The 22,521-nt window shown below is 46.2% G+C and carries 19 protein-coding genes and 1 riboswitch; of the genes, 16 read left to right on the top strand and 3 right to left on the bottom strand.

The features are described 5' to 3' along the window. Positions 1–19: 19 nt before the first annotated feature. From DWX28_RS03280 to DWX28_RS03265, 4 genes are all read left to right on the top strand, one after another. On the top strand, positions 20–1,234 hold the full coding sequence (locus tag DWX28_RS03280) for a homoserine dehydrogenase (RefSeq protein ID WP_118251840.1): 1,215 nt from the start codon (positions 20–22) through the stop codon (positions 1,232–1,234). Between the two features lie 22 nt (positions 1,235–1,256). Further along, the gene (locus DWX28_RS03275; RefSeq protein WP_022214037.1) at positions 1,257–2,465 is read left to right on the top strand and encodes an aspartate kinase; all 1,209 of its coding nucleotides are present in this window, start codon (positions 1,257–1,259) and stop codon (positions 2,463–2,465) included. A gap of 77 nt (positions 2,466–2,542) precedes the next feature. After that, a complete protein-coding gene (locus DWX28_RS03270) occupies positions 2,543–3,331 on the top strand; it encodes a DUF975 family protein (protein WP_022214036.1) in 789 nt (262 codons plus the stop codon). Positions 3,332–3,376: 45 nt separating this feature from the next. Then, entirely contained in the window at positions 3,377–5,530 is a 2,154-nt protein-coding gene (locus DWX28_RS03265) for a Tex family protein (RefSeq protein ID WP_022214035.1), read from the top strand. Positions 5,531–5,711: 181 nt separating this feature from the next. Here the strand turns inward: DWX28_RS03265 and DWX28_RS03260 are convergent, their stop codons facing one another. The 3 genes from DWX28_RS03260 to DWX28_RS03250 form a co-directional block, all read right to left on the bottom strand. Beyond that, a complete protein-coding gene (locus DWX28_RS03260) occupies positions 5,712–6,506 on the bottom strand; it encodes an ABC transporter ATP-binding protein (protein WP_118251839.1) in 795 nt (264 codons plus the stop codon). Continuing rightward, positions 6,506–7,426: an ABC transporter permease gene (locus tag DWX28_RS03255; RefSeq protein ID WP_118251838.1), complete on the bottom strand. Its 921-nt coding sequence runs from the start codon at positions 7,424–7,426 to the stop codon at positions 6,506–6,508. Before DWX28_RS03255 ends, DWX28_RS03260 begins: the two co-directional genes overlap by 1 nt. A gap of 93 nt (positions 7,427–7,519) precedes the next feature. Beyond that, positions 7,520–8,584, bottom strand: coding sequence for an ABC transporter substrate-binding protein (locus tag DWX28_RS03250; protein WP_022214032.1), 1,065 nt, complete (start codon positions 8,582–8,584; stop codon positions 7,520–7,522). A gap of 361 nt (positions 8,585–8,945) precedes the next feature. On the opposite strand from DWX28_RS03250, the gene DWX28_RS03245 reads away from it, so the two are divergent. The 12 genes from DWX28_RS03245 to DWX28_RS03190 all read left to right on the top strand — a co-directional run bounded on the left by DWX28_RS03245 (position 8,946) and on the right by DWX28_RS03190 (position 22,493). Next, positions 8,946–10,103: a BMP family ABC transporter substrate-binding protein gene (locus DWX28_RS03245; RefSeq protein ID WP_417192302.1), complete on the top strand. Its 1,158-nt coding sequence runs from the start codon at positions 8,946–8,948 to the stop codon at positions 10,101–10,103. 78 nt (positions 10,104–10,181) lie between these two features. After that, positions 10,182–11,720: an ABC transporter ATP-binding protein gene (locus tag DWX28_RS03240; protein WP_022214030.1), complete on the top strand. Its 1,539-nt coding sequence runs from the start codon at positions 10,182–10,184 to the stop codon at positions 11,718–11,720. Further along, positions 11,713–12,792, top strand: coding sequence for an ABC transporter permease (locus tag DWX28_RS03235; protein ID WP_118251837.1), 1,080 nt, complete (start codon positions 11,713–11,715; stop codon positions 12,790–12,792). Before DWX28_RS03240 ends, DWX28_RS03235 begins: the two co-directional genes overlap by 8 nt. A gap of 12 nt (positions 12,793–12,804) precedes the next feature. Continuing rightward, positions 12,805–13,785: an ABC transporter permease gene (locus DWX28_RS03230; protein ID WP_022214028.1), complete on the top strand. Its 981-nt coding sequence runs from the start codon at positions 12,805–12,807 to the stop codon at positions 13,783–13,785. Positions 13,786–13,912: 127 nt separating this feature from the next. Beyond that, positions 13,913–14,069: riboswitch (FMN riboswitch) on the top strand. A 150-nt stretch (positions 14,070–14,219) separates the two neighbouring features. Next, positions 14,220–14,855: an ECF transporter S component gene (locus DWX28_RS03225; RefSeq protein ID WP_118251836.1), complete on the top strand. Its 636-nt coding sequence runs from the start codon at positions 14,220–14,222 to the stop codon at positions 14,853–14,855. Between the two features lie 73 nt (positions 14,856–14,928). Beyond that, a complete protein-coding gene (locus DWX28_RS03220; RefSeq protein WP_118251835.1) occupies positions 14,929–15,534 on the top strand; it encodes an NUDIX hydrolase in 606 nt (201 codons plus the stop codon). Between the two features lie 231 nt (positions 15,535–15,765). Then, positions 15,766–17,934 (top strand): PTS transporter subunit IIABC, encoded by a 2,169-nt coding sequence (locus DWX28_RS03215; protein WP_118251834.1) that lies wholly within the window; start codon positions 15,766–15,768, stop codon positions 17,932–17,934. 27 nt (positions 17,935–17,961) lie between these two features. Next, the gene (locus tag DWX28_RS03210) at positions 17,962–18,798 is read left to right on the top strand and encodes a PRD domain-containing protein (protein ID WP_022214024.1); all 837 of its coding nucleotides are present in this window, start codon (positions 17,962–17,964) and stop codon (positions 18,796–18,798) included. Between the two features lie 45 nt (positions 18,799–18,843). Beyond that, the gene (locus DWX28_RS03205) at positions 18,844–19,101 is read left to right on the top strand and encodes an HPr family phosphocarrier protein (protein WP_022214023.1); all 258 of its coding nucleotides are present in this window, start codon (positions 18,844–18,846) and stop codon (positions 19,099–19,101) included. Between the two features lie 60 nt (positions 19,102–19,161). Next, the gene (gene ptsP, locus DWX28_RS03200; protein ID WP_118251833.1) at positions 19,162–20,793 is read left to right on the top strand and encodes a phosphoenolpyruvate--protein phosphotransferase; all 1,632 of its coding nucleotides are present in this window, start codon (positions 19,162–19,164) and stop codon (positions 20,791–20,793) included. 225 nt (positions 20,794–21,018) lie between these two features. Next, complete coding sequence (locus DWX28_RS03195; RefSeq protein ID WP_118251832.1) at positions 21,019–21,462, top strand: Fur family transcriptional regulator; 444 nt, start codon at positions 21,019–21,021, stop codon at positions 21,460–21,462. Between the two features lie 35 nt (positions 21,463–21,497). Next, positions 21,498–22,493, top strand: a complete 996-nt coding sequence (locus DWX28_RS03190) for a metal ABC transporter substrate-binding protein (protein ID WP_118251831.1) — start codon at positions 21,498–21,500, stop codon at positions 22,491–22,493. Positions 22,494–22,521: the final 28 nt, after the last annotated feature.

Genomic DNA, 22,521 nt, shown 5'->3' with positions numbered 1-22,521 from the left:
CGCAGGAGGAAACCAAGCTATGGTAAATATTGCAGTATTAGGATACGGTACAGTAGGAAGCGGTGTGGTAGAGGTTATCAACACCAACCATAACAGCATCAATAAGAGAGCCGGCGCAGAGATCAACATCAAATATGTACTGGATCTGAGAGATTTCCCGGGAGATCCGGTAGAGAAAGTCCTTGTTCACGACTATGACGTGATCGCAAACGATCCGGAGGTAGACATCGTAGTAGAAGTTATGGGAGGAATCGAGCCGGCATACACCTTTGTAAAACGTGCCCTCGAATCCGGCAAAAGCGTCTGCACCTCCAACAAAGCCCTGGTAGCCAAACACGGCCCGGAACTTATGGAGATCGCACGCGAGAAAAACATCAACTTCCTGTTTGAAGCAAGCTGCGGTGGTGGAATCCCGATCATCCGTGCACTGAACTCTTCTCTGACAGCAGATGAGATCGATGAGATCACAGGTATCCTCAACGGAACCACCAACTACATGATGTACAAGATGAGCACAGAAGGCTGCGAATTTGATACAGTTCTCAAGGAAGCTCAGGCAAAGGGATACGCCGAGGCAGACCCGACAGCCGATGTAGAGGGATATGATGCATGCCGTAAGATCGCGATCCTTTCTTCTCTGGCATACGGTAAATTCCTGAATTACGAGGATATTTATACCGAAGGAATCACCAAGATCACACCAGAGAATATGCAGTACGCAGAAGAACTTGACATGACGATCAAACTTCTCGGTACCAGCCGCAAGATCGGAGACGATTCTTTCTACGCAATGGTAGCACCGTTCCTGGTAGGTAAGAGCAGCCCGCTTTACAGCGTAAATGACGTATTCAATGCAGTATTTGTCCATGGCAATGTCCTTGGTGATGCAATGTTCTATGGAAGCGGCGCAGGCAAACTTCCGACAGCAAGCGCAGTAGTTGCTGACGTAGTAGACGAAGCAAAGCACCTCCACAAGAACATTATGACAAACTGGTCCAGCAAACCGCTTGAACTGATTCCGATGGATGAAGTTGAGGGAAGATTTTTTGTAAGAGTCGAAGGCACAACCGTAGACCAGGTAGAAGCTGTTTTTGACGACGTTGAGATCGTAAATCTCAAGAACCTCCCGGGTGAATTTGGATTTATCACCACCAAGATGAAACAGGGAGAATATAAAGAAAAAGTTCAGAAATTAAATGGCAGTGTGGTCACTATGATCCGTGTCAAAGACTGACATTTTTTTCGGGGGAGAAACTATGTTAATAGTAAAAAAATTCGGCGGCACTTCAGTTGCAAACAAAGAGCGTATCTTTAATGTCGCCGGAAGATGCATAGAAGAATACAAAAAAGGCAATGATGTGGTGGTAGTTCTTTCTGCAATGGGTAAATACACAGATGAACTCATCACTATGGCAAAGGATATCAATGAGAAACCGCCGAAGCGTGAGATGGATATGCTTTTTACGATCGGAGAGCAGATGTCCGTGGCACTGATGTCCATGGCATTCGATAAACTGGGCGTTCCGTCTGTTTCTCTGAACGCATTCCAGGTCGCAATGCATACTACAAGCGTTCACGGAAATGCAAGACTCAAGAGGATTGATACCGAAAGAATCAAGAGAGAACTGGAAAACCACAAGATCGTTGTTGTGACAGGTTTCCAGGGAGTCAATAAATACGATGATTATACAACGCTTGGAAGAGGCGGCTCCGATACGACAGCAGTTGCTCTGGCAGCGGCACTTCATGCAGATGCCTGCGAGATCTACACTGACGTAGACGGCGTATATACAGCAGATCCGCGTAAAGTTCCGACAGCCCGCAAGCTCAAGGAGATCACTTATGATGAGATGCTGGATCTGGCAACACTTGGTGCCGGAGTGCTCCACAATCGTTCTGTGGAAATGGCAAAGAAATACGGCGTACCGCTCGTGGTACGTTCCAGTTTGAATACAAGCGAAGGAACTGTTGTAAAGGAGGAAGTAACAGTGGAAAGAATGCTGATCAGCGGAGTTGCGCTTGATACAGATGCAGTAAGAATCGCCGTGATCGGTCTGAAGGATACCCCGGGCGTGGCGTTCAGATTATTTGATGTACTGGCAAAGAAAAACATCAACGTAGATGTGATCCTTCAGTCTATCGGACGTGCGGGAACCAAGGATATTTCCTTCACCGTAGATGACAAGGATCTGGATGATGCAATGGCAGTCCTTGATGAAAACAAAGCAAGACTTGGATACCAGGAACTTCATTCTGAGAGAAATATTGCCAAACTTTCTATTGTCGGAGCCGGAATGATGAGTAATCCTGGTGTTGCGGCAAAGATGTTTGAGAGTCTTTATAATGAGGGCGTTAACATTAACATGATCTCCACATCAGAGATCCGCGTGACAGTTCTTATCAACGAAAAAGACGGTGTAAGAGCGATGAACGCAGTACATGACGCATTTAACCTGGCAGATTAAATAAAATGGAAGGAATTTCATCTCTGTGGTTTCAGGGGTGGAATTCCTTCGTTGTTTACAGAAAACAGGAGTCAAAAATGAAAAGAAACCGAAAATACTGGAAAACAAGTGCCAAGGCAGCTCTCAGAGGAAACTGGATCATCGCGATCGCGGGAATGCTGGCTTATATGGCGGTGAACTTTCTGGGAAATGTCCTTTCGCTGGAGCTTTTTCCGGGAAATTCTATGCTGGAGATCGCAGCCGGGCAGATTTTTGTATTTGTTGTGTCGCTGATCGCGATGGTATTCGGTACAGGATACAGCTATATGATGTTGAATATGAGCAGAGGCAGGGAGTTCAGCCTTGGAAATCTTCTGTATATGTTTCATAATCAGCCGGACAGAGTGCTGATCGCGGCATTTGTAATGGCACTTCTGAACACAGTTTCACAGCTTCCGATCTATTTTGCGGTATATCTGACCGATCCAGGAAGCACGATCGAAGCGCAGATGAACTGGATGCAGATGATCATGGGAATCATGATCCTGAGTGTAGTACTGAATGTACTTATCACAGTACCGCTTGCGCTCAGTTTTTATCTTCTGGCAGATAATCCGGAGATGGGAGGAGTAGAGTCCCTGAAACAGAGCATGCGTTTGATGAAGGGACATATCTGGCAGTATCTTATGCTGCAGCTAAGCTTTGCACCGCTGCTGATCGTGTCGCTTCTATTCATGGGGATTCCGCTTCTGTGGGTACTTCCGTATATGGAAGCGTCTGAAACGGCTTTTTACAGAGATATTCTGGGAGAGTTTGATGAGCCGGAGAAGAAGGAAGAGTCTTTTTACAAAAATACGGCATCAGACGATTATAATGCAGAAGCATAGTTATTAAGCAGATTTATTTACGGGCACAAAAGGAGATTTTTATTTATGGATATTATTCAGGTGATAACCGACGAACTTAAAGTACAGAAATGGCAGGTAGAGGCTGCTGTAAAGCTGATCGATGAGGGATGTACGATCCCGTTTATTTCCCGTTATCGTAAAGAAGCGACAGGCTCTCTGAACGATGAGCAGCTCCGTACCCTGCACGAAAGACTTCTTTACCTGAGAAATTTGGAAGATAAGAAAAATCAGGTACTTACAAGCATTGAAGAGCAGGGCAAACTGACACCGGAACTGAAGAAGCAGATTCTGGATGCCAAGACCCTCGTAGTAGTAGAGGACCTTTATCGTCCATACCGTCCGAAGAGACGTACAAGAGCGATCATTGCGAAGGAAAAAGGACTTGAGCCGCTGGCGAATATCATCATGCTTCAGATGACAAAGAAACCGCTGGAAGAGGAAGCTAAAGCTTTTCTTTCTGAGGAAAAAGGCGTAGAGACCGTAGAGGACGCGCTGAACGGAGCGAAGGATATTCTGGCAGAGACGATTTCTGATGAGGCAGATTATCGAATCTATATCCGTGACCTTACCATGAAAAAAGGTTCTGTTGCATCTGCAGCGAAGAAACCGGAAGAGTCTTCTGTATATGAGATGTACTATGAATTTGAGGAGCCGATCAAGAAGCTTGCCGGACATCGTGTGCTCGCCCTGAACCGTGGTGAGAAGGAAAAAATCCTCACAGTCAAGGTAAATGCACCGGAGGAAGAAATTCTTGGCTGGCTGCAGAAGCAGGTCCTGGCAAAGGATAATCCGATCACAACACCGGTTCTCCGTGAAGTAGTGGAGGACAGCTACAAGCGTCTGATCGCCCCGGCGATTGAGAGGGAGATCCGCAGCAGCCTGACAGAAAACGCTGAGGACGGTGCGATCCATGTCTTTGGAAAAAACCTTGAGCAGCTTCTGATGCAGCCTCCGATCGTAGGCAAAGTTGTCCTCGGCTGGGACCCGGCATTCCGTACAGGATGCAAGCTGGCAGTCGTAGATCCTACCGGAAAAGTGCTGGATACGACTGTGATCTATCCGACAGCACCGACTAATGAGAAGAAGATCCAGGCGGCAAAAGATACACTTAAGAAACTGATCAGGAAATACAATGTTTCTCTTATTTCTCTTGGAAATGGAACAGCGTCCAGGGAGTCTGAGCAGATCATTGTGGAACTGCTTAAGGAAATCCCGGAGAAAGTTCAGTATGTGATCACGAATGAGGCTGGTGCTTCTGTATATTCCGCGAGCAAGCTGGCAACAGAGGAGTTCCCGAATTTTGATGTGGGACAGAGAAGTGCGGCTTCCATCGCAAGACGTCTTCAGGATCCGCTTGCAGAGCTCGTTAAGATCACACCGCAGTCGATCGGTGTCGGACAGTATCAGCATGATATGAACCAGAAGAAGCTTGGTGAGGCACTGAGTGGAGTTGTTGAGGACTGTGTAAATAAGGTTGGTGTGGATCTGAATACGGCGTCTGCATCGCTTCTGGAGTATATTTCCGGTATCAGCAAGGCGATCGCGAAAAATATCGTTGCGTATCGTGAGGAGAACGGCAGGTTTGAGAGCCGTCGTGAGCTTCTCAAGGTTGCGAAGCTCGGACCGAAGGCGTTTGAGCAGTGTGCAGGATTCGCGCGTATCACAGGCGGCAAGAATCCACTGGATGCAACGAGTGTGCATCCGGAGAGTTATGAGGCAGCGCAGAAGCTTCTGGAAAAACTTGGCTATGCACCGGAGGATATCACGGTTGGCAAGCTGAGCGGAATCTCAAAGCAGATCAAAAATTACAAGAAGCTCGCAGAGGAGCTTGGCGTAGGAGAGCCGACACTTCGTGACATCGTTAAAGAGCTGGAAAAACCGGCAAGAGACCCACGAGATGAGATGCCGAAACCGGTTCTGAGGACGGATGTACTTGATATGAAGGATCTGAAAGAGGGTATGATCCTTAAGGGTACAGTGCGAAATGTGATTGATTTTGGAGCTTTCGTAGATATCGGAGTGCATCAGGATGGACTGGTGCATATTTCTGAGATGAGTGAGAAATATATCAAACATCCGCTTGAGGCAGTGTCTGTTGGAGATGTTGTGGATGTGCGCGTGATCGGCGTAGACCTCAAGAAAAAAAGAATCAGTCTTTCTATGAAGGGAACGAAGTAGGAGACGGTATATGCGTGGTCGTGTGGGGAAGCTGTTCCCCATCTCAAACACCCAGCCCCTCCGCTCCTCAAGACTCCCCATAATACCGGAATGGGGAGCAAGGGGGACGCGGTACGCGAACGGTCGTAGGCCGTTGTGTACCGCTGGGATGTTTGGAGTATGGAGGCAGTGGAAGGAACTTTTAACTCAGCAGAGCGGAGTCATTACTGAATTCCTGGCCGCTGGCTTTTTCGAATTGGTCGAGGAGGTCGCGTACGGTCAGTTTCTTTTTTTCTTCACCCTGGATATCCAGGATGATCTTGCCTTCCATCATCATGATCAGACGATTTCCATGGATGATCGCGTCCTGCATATTATGAGTGATCATCATTGTAGTCAAGTGATCCCGGTTTACGATCATTTCTGTGATCTCAAGTACCTTCGCCGCTGTCTTTGGGTCGAGTGCTGCGGTATGTTCGTCCAGCAGAAGCAGCTTCGGCTTCTGAAGCGTAGCCATAAGCAGTGTCAGCGCCTGTCTCTGTCCACCGGAAAGAAGTCCGACCTTGGAAGTAAGACGGTCCTCAAGTCCCAGACCAAGGATCTTAAGTAATTCTTTATATTCTGCACGTTCTGCCTTTGTGATACCGGGTTTCAGCAGACGAAGTTTTCCACGACGTTTCGCCAGTGCAAGATTTTCTTCGATACCCATTGTAGCAGCAGTACCAGTCATAGGGTCCTGGAAAACACGTCCCAGGTAGGCTGCTCTCTTATGTTCTGATAATTTCGTAACATCAACACCATCAATGATGATATGTCCTTCATCGACCATCCATGTACCCGCAACTGCATTCAGCATGGTAGATTTACCGGCACCATTTCCACCGATAACTGTAACAAAATCTCCTTCATTCAGAGTGAGGTTCAGACCGTTCAGAGCCACTTTTTCATTGATAGTTCCAGGATTAAAAGTTTTGTAAATGTTTTTCAGCTCAAGCATCAGTTGTTACCTCCACGTTTCGTAGGTTTTGAAAAATATTTTACTTTCCAGTAAGGTACAGCAAGGAAGATCGCTACTACAAGTGCAGACAGCATCTTCAGAAGGTCTGTATCGATTCCGAGCCAGATAACAGTCTGGAGTACCAGATAGTAGAGGATAGAACCAAATGCAACGCTCAGAAGACGAAGAGCAAAGTTGCGGAAGATCTTTCCGAAGATCGCCTCGCCGATGATAACAGCAGCAAGACCGATAACGATCGCGCCACGTCCCATGTTGACATCAGCGAATCCCTGATACTGTGCAAGAAGTGCACTGGAAAGAGCAACCAGTCCGTTGGAGATCATAAGTCCGAGTACCTTGCATACATCTGTGTTGATACCCTGTGCACGGGACATATTCGGGTTACATCCGGTAGCACGGAGAGAACATCCGAGTTCAGTACCGAAGAACCAGTACAGGATCGCGATCAGAACAACGATAAAGATTGCAACAATCAGAATTGTATTCTGATAAAATGGAACATTTTTGACATTTCGAAGGGAAACAAGAAGGTTGTATTTGTTTCCGTTGACTGCCTGGTTTGCTTTGCCCATGATCTTGAGGTTGGCAGAGTAAAGACCAAGCTGTGTCAGGATTCCGGCAAGGATCGCCGGGATTCCCATGAAAGTGTGGAAGATTCCTGTTGCAAGACCGGCAAGCATTCCTGCGCCGGTTGCAGCAAGCATGGATACCCAGATGTTATGACCGCTCATAAGCATCATAACGCAGACAGCACCTCCGGTACACATGGTACCATCAACAGTAAGGTCGGCTACGTCCAGAATACGGAAAGTAAGATAGACACCGATTGCCATGATCCCCCATATCAGACCCTGGGCAGAAGCACCCGGAAGTGCATTGATTAAGCTCATAATGTTCATTTTTATAGTTCCTCCTGATGACACAGAAAGCGAGAAAGGTTATTCCTCTCCCGCTGTCAGTGTGAATTTGTGATTTTAGATTAATTGTCAGAATTATTCAGCTTCTTCAGCAGTATCTTCCTCTGCTGTGTCGTCTGCTGCTTCTGCATCAGCATCCTCGGATGTTTCTTCTTCGTCTGCTGCATCGTCAGCACCGATTGCCACATAGTCATCCGGAACTGTGATTCCAAGTTCGTCACAGATCTCCGGGTTGTATTCTTTGGTGAACTGTGGAGCATATTCGATTGGCATTGTGGAAATGTCTTCTCCGTCAACGAGAACTTTGAGTGCCATTTTACCTGTAGCAACACCAAGGTCATAGTAGCTGATGGAAAGAGTAGCAACACCGCATCCCTGGCAGATACCTTCTTCACCGGCGATTACCGGAACTTTCTCAGGAAGGCAGATGTTGTTGATGATCTCTGTGTTGGAAGCAACTGTGTTATCTGTTGGTACGTAGATCACATCGCTTTCTGTAGCAGCTGTAGTAGCTACGGAAGAAAGGTCGTTGGAATCTGAGAATGCGTAGTAAGTGCAGGTGTATCCTAATTTTTCAAGGGCATCCTTTACTGTATCTACCTGGTACTGGGAGTTTGCTTCTGCGGAGCAGTAAACAAGTCCGACGTTCTTTGCATCCGGGAACAGTTCGTTGAGCATTGCTGCCTGCTGATCCAGTGGAGCAAGGTCAGATGTACCGGAAATGTTGGTTCCAACAGTTCCGTCGAAATCGTCAAGGTCAAGTGCAACACCATATTCGGTAACTGCAGTACCAAGGATCGGGATATCTGCTGTACCAGCTGAAGCTGCCTGAAGTGCAGGAGTTGCGTTTGCAAGGATCAGGTCTACACCGTCAGAAACGAAGTCTGTGATGATAGTAGAACAGGTATTGGAATCACCCTGTGCGTTCTGCTCATCAAATGTAACTTTGTCGCCAAGTTCTTCTGTGATGGCATCCTTGAATCCCTGTGTTGCTGCGTCAAGTGCCTCATGCTGTACAAGCTGGCAAATACCGATGTTGTAAGTTTTATCATCTGCATTATCTGCTGCGAATACGCTGACACCGCCCATGCCAACTACCATTGTTGCAGAAAGAACACCTGCTAAAATCTGCTTTTTCATATTTCAAGTCCTCCTGTTTTGTTGATTCACACTTGAATCGAATTAACTTTTTAAAGTATAACGCTTTAACGCGAAAAAGTCAAGGAGAAATGCTGAGACTTCGGACAAAACCGCCAAAGATTTCCTATTTAAGATTATGCGAAATAAAATACAAAAAAAATTAGGGTGTCAAATAAATAATGCGTTTTTGTTCGAATTTATTGACAATTTGCAGATCGGAATGTATAGTAAAAGCACTTGCAAAGAGGCGTAACAGAAAGTGTTGTGCCTCTTTTGTTCGGTGAACTGTAGGTAGAGGAGAAAAGAGAAAATGGAGGAAAGAAGAATGAAAAAAGCATTGGCAATCGGACTTGCAGCAGCAATGGCAGTTTCTATGACAGCACCTGTATATGCAAGTGATGACAGCGAAAGTGGCGCAGGAATCGCAAAGGAAGACATCAAGATTGGTGCGATCTATATCGGAGATGAGAACGAAGGCTATACAGCAGCTCACATGGCTGGTATCGACGAAATGGTAGAGAACCTTGGACTGGATGATTCACAGGTCATCGAGAAAACTCTGATCGGTGAAGACGAAGGATGCTACGATGCAGCAGCAGACCTTGCAGACCAGGGATGTCAGATCATCTTTGCAAACAGCTTTGGACATGAAACTTATATCCTTGAAGCAGCAGGAGAATATCCGGACGTTCAGTTCTGTCATGCAACAGGAACTCAGGCAGCATCAAGCGGACTTTCCAACATGCACAACTACTTCACAAATATTTATGAAGCACGTTATGTATCCGGTGTAGTAGCAGGTCTGAAACTGAATCAGATGATCGAGGACGGCACTATTACAGAGGATAACTGCAAAATGGGTTATGTAGGTGCATTCCCGTACGCAGAGGTTATTTCCGGATACACTTCCTTCTACCTTGGAGCTAAGAGCGTATGCCCGTCCGTAACAATGGAAGTTAAATACACAAACAGCTGGGCAAGCTTCGACCTTGAGAAAGAATGTGCAGATGCCCTGATCTCTGACGGATGTGTTCTGATCAGCCAGCATGCAGATACAACAGGTGCTCCTACAGCATGTGAAGCAGCAGGCGTTCCTTGCGTTGGATACAACATTGATATGACATCCGTTGCTCCTAACACAGCACTTACATCCGCATCCATGGACTGGGGTGTATATTACACATATGCAGTACAGTGCATGCTTGATGGCACAGCAATCGATACTGACTGGTGCAAAGGCTTCTCCGATGGTGCAGACAAGATCACACCACTCAACGAGAACGTTGTAGCAGAAGGAACAGATGAGAAAGTAAAAGAAGTAGAAGACGCACTTGCAGACGGATCTCTTCATGTATTTGATACCTCTACATTCACAGTAGATGGCAAAGAACTTACTACCTATAAGAAAGACGGCAGCGACACAGAATACGTTTCTGACGGATACTTCCATGAATCCGAATATGGTTCTGCACCGGCATTCGATGTAGCGATCGACGGAATCACTTCTATTACAGAATAAGATTTGAAACAGGCAGGGCTGCTCGTCAGCAGCTCTGCTTTTTTCTTGTCTATAGACAGAAAAAAGGAGGGAATGACAGTGGGAGAAACTTATGCACTTGAACTTAAGGATATTTCCAAGCGTTTTGGATCCGTCCAGGCGAATGACCATGTAAATCTCACGCTGAGAAAATCAGAGATTCTTGCGATCCTGGGTGAAAACGGAAGCGGCAAGACAACTCTCATGAATATGATCTACGGAATTTATTATCCGGATGAAGGACATATTTTTGTAAATGGCAAGGAGGTAACAATCTGTTCGCCGAAGGATTCCTACGAACTTGGAATCGGTATGGTACATCAGCATTTCAAACTGGTAGATGTACTGACAGCAGCCGAAAATATCGTCCTGGGTCTGCCGGGCAAGGCAAGACTCAATATGAAAAAGATCACAGAGGATATCCAGAAACTGGTCAACAAGTACGGATTTGACCTAGATCTTTCAAAGAAAATCTACGAAATGTCCGTTTCCGAGAAACAGACCGTCGAAATCGTAAAGATGCTTTATCGTGGTGCCAGGATCCTGATACTGGATGAGCCGACAGCCGTGCTGACACCGCAGGAAGCCGACAGATTATTTGATATCCTTCGTAACATGAGAGATGACGGATGTGCGATCATCATTATCACGCATAAACTGCAGGAGGTTCTTGCACTGTCTGACCGCGTGGCGATCCTCCGTAAAGGCCAGTATATTGACACTGTGGAAACTGCCCAGGCAAATGTGCAGAGCCTTTCTGAAATGATGGTTGGCGCAAGAGTTGACCTGAATATCGAGCGTCCGAAGCCGGAGAATATAAAGCCGCGCCTGGTCATTGAAGGCGTAAACTGTAAGGACAAAGACGATGTCAAAACTCTGGATGATGTAGATCTGACAGTAAACACAGGTGAGATCCTTGGTATTGCCGGTATTTCCGGAAGCGGCCAGAAGGAACTTCTGGAGGCGATCGCCGGTCTGCAGGATGTAGAAAGTGGTTCCATCCGACTTCTGGATGACAATGGAAGCGGAATGGAACTTTCTGGAATGGATTCCATTTCTATCAATGAAGCAGGAATCAGTCTTGCTTTCGTTCCTGAGGACCGTATCGGTATGGGACTCGTCGGAGACATGGATATGACCGATAATATGATGCTTAGAAGCTACCGCAACGGCAAAAGTCCTTTCCTCGACCGTAAAGGTCCGAGAGCCCTTGCACAGAAGATCAAAGATCAGCTTGAAGTCATGACACCGAGTATTTCCGCTCCGGTCCGCCAGATGTCCGGTGGAAATGTCCAGAAAGTTCTGGTTGGACGTGAGATCGCACAGAACCCGAAAGTTCTCCTTGTCGCTTTCCCGACACGAGGCGTGGATATCAACACTTCTCATGTTATCTATCAGCTTCTGAACGAACAGAAGAAAAAAGGCGTTGCAGTTGTCTGCGTCATTGAGGATCTGGACGTTGTACTGGAACTCTGTGACCGTATCGCAGTTCTCTGTGGCGGCAGGATCAGCGGAGTGGTTGACGGAAGAACAGCGACCAAAGAAGGAATCGGTCTTCTCATGACGAAGCACGAAAAAGGAGGGGCTGTCAATGAATAAAGAACCTTTCTTACAGGTAAGTAAACGAAGAAACAAAGCCGGATGGCAGGAAAGACTTCTGATCCGTTTTATCGCACTGATCCTTGCACTGATCGTGTGTGGTGCAGTGATCGTGGCACTTGTCAAAATGAATCCGGTAGATGTATACAAGGCAATCTGGGATGGAGCCATGGGCTCCGAGCGCCGTATCTGGCAGACGATCCGTGATACGATGATCCTTCTGTGTATCGCGATCGGTCTTGCACCGGCATTCAAGATGAAATTCTGGAACATCGGTGCAGAAGGCCAGATCCTGATCGGTGGAGCATGCTCTGCAGCAGTAATGATCTATGCAGGGGACAAAATGTCACCGATTCTGCTTCTGATCGTAATGTTTATTGCAAGTGCCATTGGCGGCATGATCTGGGGAATGATCCCGGCAGTATTCAAGGCATACTGGAATACCAATGAGACACTGTTCACACTGATGCTGAACTACGTTGCGATGCAGGTCATTACCTACTGCATTGTTTTCTGGGAAAATCCAAAAGGATCCAATACAGTCGGTATCATCAATCAGGCAACACAGGCAGGATGGCTGCCAGAGCTCTTTGGACAGAAATATGGATGGAATGTGCTGATCGTCCTGATCCTGACAGTCGGTATGTTCATCTACCTGAAATACTGCAAACAGGGTTATGAGATCGCTGTAGTCGGTGAGAGTGAAAATACCGCCAGATATGCAGGTATCCATGTAAAGAAAGTCATCATCCGTACCATGGCAATTTCCGGTGCGATCTGCGGTATCGCAGGATTTGTAATTGTCAGCGGCGCGAGCCATACGATCTCTACTGCGACAGCAGGTGGCCGCGGATTTACAGCGATCATCGTTGCGTGGCTTTCAAAATTCAATACCTTTATTATGGTAGCTGTTTCTTTTGGTATCGTATTCATGGATCAGGGTGCTGTTCAGATCGCGACACAGTATGGACTGAACGAGAATGCATCTGATGTAATCCTTGGAATCATTCTGTTTTTCCTGATCGGAGCAGAATTTTTTATCAATTACAGAGTAAAGCGTGCAAAGAAATAGGAGGAAGATGCAATGAGTGTACTGACCATTTTTATTCAAAAAGCAATTGTCCAGGGCATCTGTATTCTGTATGGTGCGCTTGGAGAGATCATGACGGAAAAATCCGGTAACCTGAACCTTGGTATCCCGGGAATCATGTACATGGGAGGTATCGCCGGACTGATGGGAGCCTTCCTTTATGAAAAAGACAATCCGAACCCGAATGCTTTTGTCGGAGTTCTGATATCGTTTGTATGTGCATTTGCATGTGCAATGATCGGTGGACTGATCTACAGTATCCTGACGATCACACTTCGTGTAAACCAGAACGTAACAGGTCTTGCCCTTACCATCTTTGGTACTGGATTTGGTAACTTCTTTGGTGGTTCCATCTCCAAACTTGCCGGTGGTGTCGGACAGATTTCTGTTAAGGTAACAGGAAGTGCCTATACGGCAAAAATCCCTGGCTTATCCAAGATCCCTGTAATCGGACCGATCTTATTTAACTACGGATTTATGACTTATCTCTGTGTGATCGCAGCGATCGCACTGTCATTCTTCTTATTTAAAACGAGAATGGGACTGAACCTCCGTGCGATCGGTGAGAACCCGGGAACTGCAGATGCAGCCGGTATCAACGTTATCAAATACAAATATCTGTCAACCTGTATCGGTGCAGGCCTGGCAGGACTTGGCGGTCTGTATTTCGTAATGGAATACTCCGGCGGAACCTGGACAGATAACGGCTTTGGTGACCGTGGATGGCTTGCAGTCGCACTGGTTATTTTTGCGCTGTGGAAACCGCTCAATGCGATCTGGGGAGCATTCCTCTTTGGGGCACTTTACATCCTGTACCTGTATATTCCGGGACTCGGAAGAAGCATGCAGGAAGTATTCAAGGCTCTTCCATATGTCGTAACCATCATCGTTCTGGTATTCACAAGCTTCCGAAAGAAGAAAGAGCATCAGCCGCCGGCTGCACTGGGACTTCCGTATTTCCGCGAAGAACGATAAGAATATAGTATTAAATTCATAGAGACACTGATATATTTTTGAAAATGTTTTTCAAAATTGTCAGTGTCTTTATTATTTTCTATTGCATTGTAAGAAAGTTAGTTGTATAATATCTCTCAGATAAAAGAAAATTCTTCGGGGCAGGGTGACTGATTTACAGAAGATCGGAATTCCCTACCGGCGGTATAGTCCGCGACCCGCGTAATGCGGCTGATCTGGTGACTGGCTTACAGAGAGCCAGAATTCCGGAACCGACAGTAAAGTCTGGATGAGAGAAGAACACGAATAATTCATACGTGCTCAGTACCCCGGGAAGATGATTCCGGGGATTTTTTATGCTGCAAAATCGATTTCTTTTTACAAATAAGAGTCGTTTGCCACAGCATAGCGTAGAATTTTCTTTTAAAAAAAGATAATTCAAAGGAGAGAGAAGTATGAGTGAACAGGTTTTAAGAAATGGAAATGTAATGCAGAGGAGCCGTACCCGGACGATCACACAGATTGCAATGCTGGGAGCTCTTGCCGGAATCTTAATGAATTTTGAATTTCCAATTCCGTTCCTGGCGCCGTCTTTCTATCAGCTGGATTTCTCAGAAATCCCGGTACTGGTAGGAGCTTTTGCGATGGGACCGGTAGCAGGTATTTTTATCGAGCTTGTCAAGATTCTGGTGCATCTGGTGACAATGGGAACTGTAACAGCAGGTGTTGGTGATTTTGCAAACTTCCTTTTTGGATGTACATTTGTAGTACCGGCAGGACTGATCTACAGACTCCACAATGTAAAGAGCCGTAAGCATGCAGTTATGGGAATGGCAGCAGGTACAGTACTGACAACAGCAGCAGCCTGCCTGATGAATGCATTTGTTCTTCTTCCGGCATATGGTAAAGCATTTGGTATGCCAATCGAAGCTTTCATCGAAATGGGAGCAGCAGTAAATCATTCCGTAAACAGTCTTCTTGGTTTCGTTGCACTGATCATTGTTCCATTTAACTTATTCAAATATATCCTGATGTCAGTGATCGTGTTCTTTATTTACAAACGAATCCGCGTAGTTCTCAAGGGTGACTGATTCATTCACACCGGAGAACACACAGTATAATATTGCACGGTAGATTCGTGCAGGAAAGAAGGTTCTCTATAATATGGGAAAAATTCATGATGTACAAAAACTTACAGACAACCGTTTCGTCAATCTCTACCATGTAGATGCGACCAGCGTACATAATACACCGGTATCTTATTACGTGGCATCCAGAGCAAAGGACATTCCATCCCTCAAGATGAAGACCGGACGCAATGATCCGGACGGAGTGATCATTTACAGTGTTTACGGCGAGAAGAAGGATAAGGTTGTTCTGATCCGCCAGTACCGCTATGCGCTGGGCGGTTACATCTATGAATTCCCGGCAGGGCTTGTAGAGCCGAACGAGGAGTTTCACGAGGGTGCTGTCCGCGAGATGTATGAGGAGACAGGTCTGAAGCTCGAACCGCTCAAGGTAGATTCGGCATATGAGAAGCCATACTTTACCACGATTGGCATGACAGACGAATCCTGTGCAACCGTTTATGGCTATGCCAGCGGCGAGATCAGCAAGGCAGCCCAGGAGGACACTGAGGAGATCGAGGTCGTTCTCGCTGACCGCGACGAGGTCAGAAGGATCCTTAAGGAAGAAAATGTTGCCATCATGTGTGCTTACATGCTGATGCATTTTCTGAAGGACGAGGAGCCTTTCGCCTTCCTCAGATAAAATTAAAAAATAATAAAAAGAGTAGCTTGACAAAGCGTTTATGACCATGTTATATTTTGTTTGGTTGTAGTGTGTAACTCGATTTAGGAGGCATTAACTATACATAACAAGGAGTGTTTATGTGTATTAGTGCCTTTTTTTTGTATAAAAACACCTACATAATACACATACTCACTTCTTAACAATAAATTTAGGGATGTGCCAAAGGCACAGGAAAAAGGAGTATGTGAAATGAAGGACAAGATTTTCAGTGTTCTGCAGCGAGTGGGACGAAGCTTTATGCTCCCGATCGCAATCCTTCCGGTAGCCGGTCTTCTTCTCGGAATCGGAAGCTCATTTACCAATGCAACCACGATCGAAACGTATCACCTGACAAGTATTCTCGGTGAGGGAACGATTCTGAACGCCCTCCTGATGATCATGAACAAGGTAGGAAGTGCAGTATTTGATAACCTCCCCTTGATCTTTGCTGTAGGTGTTGCGATCGGTATGGCAAAAAAAGAAAAAGAAGTATCCGCTTTATCAGCAGTTATCGCGTATTTCGTAATGAATACAGCGATCAACGCAATGCTGACTATCACAGGACAGATTCTTGACAATGGTGAGATCGCTGAGTCTGTACTGGAGGGAACCATCACTTCTGTATGTGGCATCCAGTCCTTACAGATGGGTGTGTTTGGCGGTATTATCGTAGGACTTGGTGTGGCAGCACTCCACAATAAGTTTTACAGGATTCAGCTTCCGAATGCACTGTCATTCTTCGGAGGCACAAGATTTGTACCGATCATTTCCACAATTGTATATATGTTTGTGGGAATTCTTCTTTACTTTGTATGGCCGGTTGTCCAGAACGGAATTTACGCACTGGGCGGACTGGTAACAGGTTCCGGATATGTAGGAACTCTGATCTTTGGACTTATTAAGAGAGCGCTGATCCCATTTGGTCTGCACCATGTATTCTACATGCCTTTCTGGCAGACAGCCGTAGGCGGTACGATGGAAGTTGCCGGACAGATGGTTCAGGGTGGACAGAATATTTTCTTTGCACAGCTTGCTGATTCTGCAAATATTGCACATTTCAGCGCAGATGCAACCAGGTATTTCTCTGGTGAGTTTATCTTTATGATCTTTGGTCTCCCGGGAGCAGCTCTGGCTATGTATCAGTGTGCAAAACCTGAGAAGAAAAAAGCTGCCGGCGGTCTTCTTCTTTCCGCGGCACTTGCATGTATGGCAACAGGTATCACCGAGCCTCTGGAATTCTCCTTCCTGTTTGTTGCTCCGGCACTGTTTGCAGTACAGGTAGTTCTTGCCGGAACTGCATATATGATCGCACATATACTGAACATTGCGGTAGGACTTACATTCTCAGGCGGACTGCTCGACTTCTTCCTGTTTGGTATCCTTCAGGGAAATGCCAAGACAAGCTGGATGAGAGTAATCCCGGTTGGTATTATTTATTTCTTCTTATATTATTTTATTTTCAAATTCATGATCAAGAAGTTCAACTTCAAGACTCCTGGTCGTGAAGATGATGACACAGAAACAAAACTTTACACAAAGGCCGATGTAAATGCCCGCAGAGAAGCAGGACAGGCAGGAGCAGCAGCTTCTGAAGACGCTGTCAGCGAAGCAATCACAAGAGGTCTTGGCGGTAAGAAAAATATCAGTGATGTCGACTGCTGTGCAACCAGACTTCGTTGTACAGTCAAAGATGCTTCCAGAGTAAACGACGGAATCCTCAAGGCAACAGGAGCATCAGGCGTGGTACACAAAGGACAGGGCGTTCAGGTCATCTATGGGCCAAACGTAACAGTAATTAAGTCAAACCTTGAAGACTATCTGGAAACTGCACCGGATACTTATGCGGAAGCAGAAACTACAGAGAGCGTTCAGGAAACAGCAGACAAGACGCAGGAAGCAAAAGAACAGAAGGTCGTAGAGAGAATCGTGATCTCCAGCCCGATCACAGGACTGGCAGCAGATCTTGCTACTGCACCGGATGAGGCTTTTGCTCAGAAAATGATGGGCGATGGTGCCGTTGTAACACCGGAAGATCCGTTTGTACGTGCTCCGGAAGACGGCGAAGTTGCATTTGTTTTTGACACAAAACATGCCATTGGATTCGTGACAGACTCAGGAATCAGTCTGCTGATCCATGTGGGAATCGATACTGTAAAACTGAACGGCGAGGGATTTGAAGCACTGGTAGAAAGCGGTCAGACAGTCAAGAAGGGTGATCCGATGCTCAAGCTGGATCTGGAATACCTGAAAGCGAATGCACCTTCTATCACATCACCGGTTCTTTGTACAGAACTGGAGGATAATCAGAGAATCCATCTGCTGCAGGAGGGTCAGATCAAAGCCGGAGAACCGCTCTTTGAGATCGAGGTTCTTCAGTAAGAACGACCCTGGATGGGGAAGAGACGGATGAAGTACAGGATAGCAAAATTATTAAATCACAATTCTTTTATCGGACTTGAAGGAAATTCAAATCAGGAATGCCTGATCATGGGCAAGGGAGTTGCTTTTGGCAAGAAAGTGGGACAGACGATCGAAGTGCCACAGGATACCAGAGTCTACTCACTCAAAGAACTGACAGAGCGCGGGGATGCCAGAGAGATCATTAATTCAGTTTCTCCGGTATGTCTGGAACTTGCGAATGAAGTGCTCAGAGAAGCAGAGAAGGAATTCGGCAAGGTTGACCGTTCGATCCTTTTTCCGATGGCAGATCATCTTGATTTTGCGATCCGGCGTATCCAGAAGGGAGAGCAGATCAGCAATCCTCTCACGGAAGACATCCGTATCCTGTTTTACAAGGAATACAAGGTGGCTGGCTGTATAGCACCTCTTCTGAAGCAAAAACTTCAGATAGAGCTTGATGAACATGAGACGGGTTATATCGCCCTTCATGTTCACTCAGCCATTGTAGATGAAAAGGTTTCACAGGCCATGGAGATCGCCCGGACTGTCCGGGAATGTATTTCTCTTGTTGAGAAAGAAACAGGCAATTCCATCGATGTGATGTCACTGGCATATAACCGTCTGATGAACCATGTACGTTACATGGTGGCAAGAACGATTCACGGTGAGAAACTCAAGATGAATCTGAACGAATATATGTCCGTGAAGTTCCCGGAGGCATTTGATGCAGCCGAGAGGATCTGTCATGAGATGGAGAAGCGTCTGGGACTGCCGATGCCGGATATCGAGATCGGCTACCTGGCAATGCATCTGGAGCGCATGCTGGACAGTGAGACCGAATAAAAATGTTTATTAATAAAAATATATAAAGAAGAGGAGAAAAACAACATGAAAACATTCGAGTACACAATCAAAGACGAACTGGGAATCCACGCAAGACCGGCAGGACTTCTTGTAAAAGAAGCAAAGAAGTATGAGTCCGAGTGCACAATCACAAAAGACGGCAAAACAAAGAAACTTACACAGCTTATGATGCTGATGTCCCTCGGTGTAAAACAGGGCGAAACTGTAACTGTAACAGCTGAAGGTGCTGACGAAGACGCTGCAATTGCAGGCCTCAAAGAATTCTTCGAAGCAAATCTGTAATCAGTCCGATCCAAAACCTGGAATGGGTGTAACATAACAGTAATGCAGGAGGAAGTAAGGATGCAGTGTTTTCAGGGAAAATCTGTTTATAAAGGAATAGCTATGGGACCGATCGTGGTTCTCAAGAAAGATGATTATCAGGTCAAAAGAACCAGGATCGAAGACCCGGAAGCAGAAGTGAAGCGTGTGGATGCTGCACTGGAGAAATCCAAAGAGCAGCTCCAGAAATTATATGACAAGGCAGTCAAAGAAGTTGGTGAGGCCAGCGCAGCCATTTTTGAAGTACATCAGATGATGCTTGAAGATGATGATTATCTGGAAGCGATCCAGAATACCATCTGCACAGAGCAGGTCAATGCAGAGTATGCCGTAGCAACAACCGGTGACAATTTTGCAGAGATGTTCGCATCTATGGATGACGATTACATGAAAGCGCGTTCCGCAGATATCAAGGATATCTCCGAGCGTCTTGTACGTAACTTAAGCGGACAGGAGGACACAGATTTAAGCTCTATCGATCCGTCTGTGATCGTAGCTGATGACTTAAGCCCAAGTGAAACTGTTCAGATGGACAAGGATAAGATTCTTGCATTTGTGACTGTTCATGGTTCTACCAACTCTCATACAGCGATCCTTGCCCGTATGATGAACATTCCGGCTCTGATCGGTGTTCCGATGGATCTTGATGAACTTAAGACCGGTATGACAGTAGTCGTAGATGGCTTCGAAGGAACCGTTACCTTTGATCCGGACGAGGAGATCAAAGCACAGACTGAGAAGAGAATGGAAGAAGAAGCAGAGAAACTCAGACTTCTTCAGGAATTAAAAGGCAAAGAAAATGTAACCTTAGATGGACACAAGATCAACATCTATGCGAACATCGGAAGTGTTGGTGACATCGGTTATGTCCTCGAGAATGATGCCGGCGGAATCGGTCTTTTCCGAAGCGAATTCCTTTATCTTGGAAGAAACGACTTCCCGACAGAGGAAGAGCAGTTCCAGGCTTACAAGCAGGCAGTACAGATGATGGCTGGCAAGAAAGTTATCATCCGTACCCTTGATATCGGTGCTGACAAACAGGTAGATTATTTCAACCTCGGAAACGAAGATAACCCGGCTCTGGGATATCGTGCGATCCGTATCTGCCTGACACAGCCGGATATCTTTAAGACACAGCTCCGTGCACTTCTCCGTGCCGCTGTTTATGGAAATCTTTCCATCATGTATCCGATGATCACTTCCACAGAGGAAGTAAAGAAGATCTATGAGATCGTAGCAGAAGTAGAAGCAGAGCTCAAAGAGCAGGAGATCCAGTACAAACTTCCTGAACAGGGAATCATGATCGAGACTCCTGCAGCAGCGATCATCAGCGACAAGCTTGCTGAGATGGTTGACTTCTTCAGTATCGGAACCAACGACCTGACCCAGTACACCCTTGCTCTTGACCGTCAGAATGCGAAACTGGATGACTTCTATAATCCTCATCACGAAGCAATCCTCCGCATGATCCAGATGGTCGTAGACAACGCACACAAATGCGGCAAATGGGCAGGAATCTGCGGCGAACTTGGTGCAGATGCAACCCTTACCGAGCAGTTTGTACGCATGGGCGTAGACGAGCTTTCCGTAGCTCCGTCCATGATCCTCAAACTTCGTAAGATCGTCCGCGAGATGAAAAAAGTGGAAGATTGATCAATAGTGTGGAAAACAGACTCTCGTCTGACACGGCGAGGTGGATAACACCTCGCGTGCCGGGCGGGAGTTTTTTGTTTGCGAAATAAGAAAAAATAAAAATGAAAACCGTTTTCATATTGACACATCATCAGAATGTGCTATAATATGAAAACGGTTTTCAATTTGTATAAAAATATCAGATATAGATTTGTTTGCCGGGCATTCCGGCGGAAGGAAGATATTATGGGAAGTAAAGCACCTTATCAGACAAAGCAGATGGCACAGCTTTTATCATATCTTAGGACCGTGGAGGGAACACATGTGACGGTCGCAGATGTCTGTCTGCATTTTAAAGAACAGGGAATTACGATCGGAACAACGACAGTTTACCGCAATCTGGAGAAGATGGTGGAGCAGGGGCTGGTCGCCAAATACAATGTGGACGGGACGAGCAGTGCCTGTTTTGAATATCTCGGAGCAGAGGAACACTGCCACAAGACATCCTGTTTCCACTGCAAATGTGAGAAATGTGGAAAACTGATCCATCTTCACTGTGAGGATGTGGTTAAACTGGAACAGCATCTGATGGAGAGCCACGGATTCCAGATGGATCCGTGCAGGACAGTTTTTTACGGAATCTGCGAGGACTGCCGGAAATCCGAAGCAGTTCATATCAAAGGAAAATAAGCAGATAATAATTATAGAAGAAAAGGAGCAGACCAATGAAAAAATGGATTATGAGCTCGTTGGCGATCCTGCTGGGAGTTTTAAGTATCAGCATTCCTCTGGCGGGAGTGCGTACAGCGGAAGCAGGAACAACAGAGGACTCAGGCAAAATATTAAAGATCGTGACCACCATTTTTCCGGAATACGACTGGACACGGGCAGTTCTTGGAGACCGGGAGGCGGATGTCGACCTGACCATGCTTCTTGATAATGGAACAGACCTTCACAGTTTCCAGCCGGCAGTGAAGGATATCATGAAAGTATCAAGCTGCGACCTTCTGATCTACGTGGGCGGCGAGTCCGACCAGTGGATCGAGGATGCTCTGGAATCGGCTCAGAATAAGGATATGAAGACAATCAATCTGATGGAAGTTCTCGGCGATACCATCAAGGAAGAAGAAACCGTTGAGGGCATGCAGGAAAGTGACCATGGACATGAAGACGAGGATGAGAAGGAATACGATGAGCATGTCTGGACATCCCTCCGAAATGCGTCAGTGATCTGTGGCATCATCGCGGAGACACTTGAAGAGATGGACCCTGAAAATAAAGATGTCTATGCATCCAACGCAGCGGCTTATCAGGAAAAACTTTCTAATCTGGATACAGAATACCAGAATACAGTGGACAGCGCGAAACAGAACACACTTCTCTTTGCAGACCGCTTTGCATTCCGCTATCTGGTGGATGATTACGGACTGAATTATTATGCGGCATTTTCCGGCTGCTCTGCAGAGTCTGAGGCAAGTTTCAAGACAGTGACATTCCTTGCCGAAAAGCTGGATGAACTGGGACTTAAAACCGTGCTGACCATCGAGAAATCAGACGACCGGATCGCGCAGACCGTGATCGAAAACACCGAAACGAAAGACCAGAAGATACTGGAACTGAACTCCATGCAGTCGATCACATCCGATGAGATCGCTGACGGTGTGACGTATCTTTCCGTGATAGAAGATAACCTGGATGTTCTGAAGGAAGCACTGAACTGATAATAATTGCAGGCGGTGGACAGAAGCC

Origin of the sequence: Blautia sp. AF19-10LB, from assembly GCF_003461245.1 — a bacterium.
In the GTDB taxonomy this organism is placed as follows: domain Bacteria; phylum Bacillota; class Clostridia; order Lachnospirales; family Lachnospiraceae; genus Blautia_A; species Blautia_A intestinihominis.
Note: the sequence above shows the minus strand (reverse complement) of the source record. Positions and strands in the feature narration are given on the sequence as shown.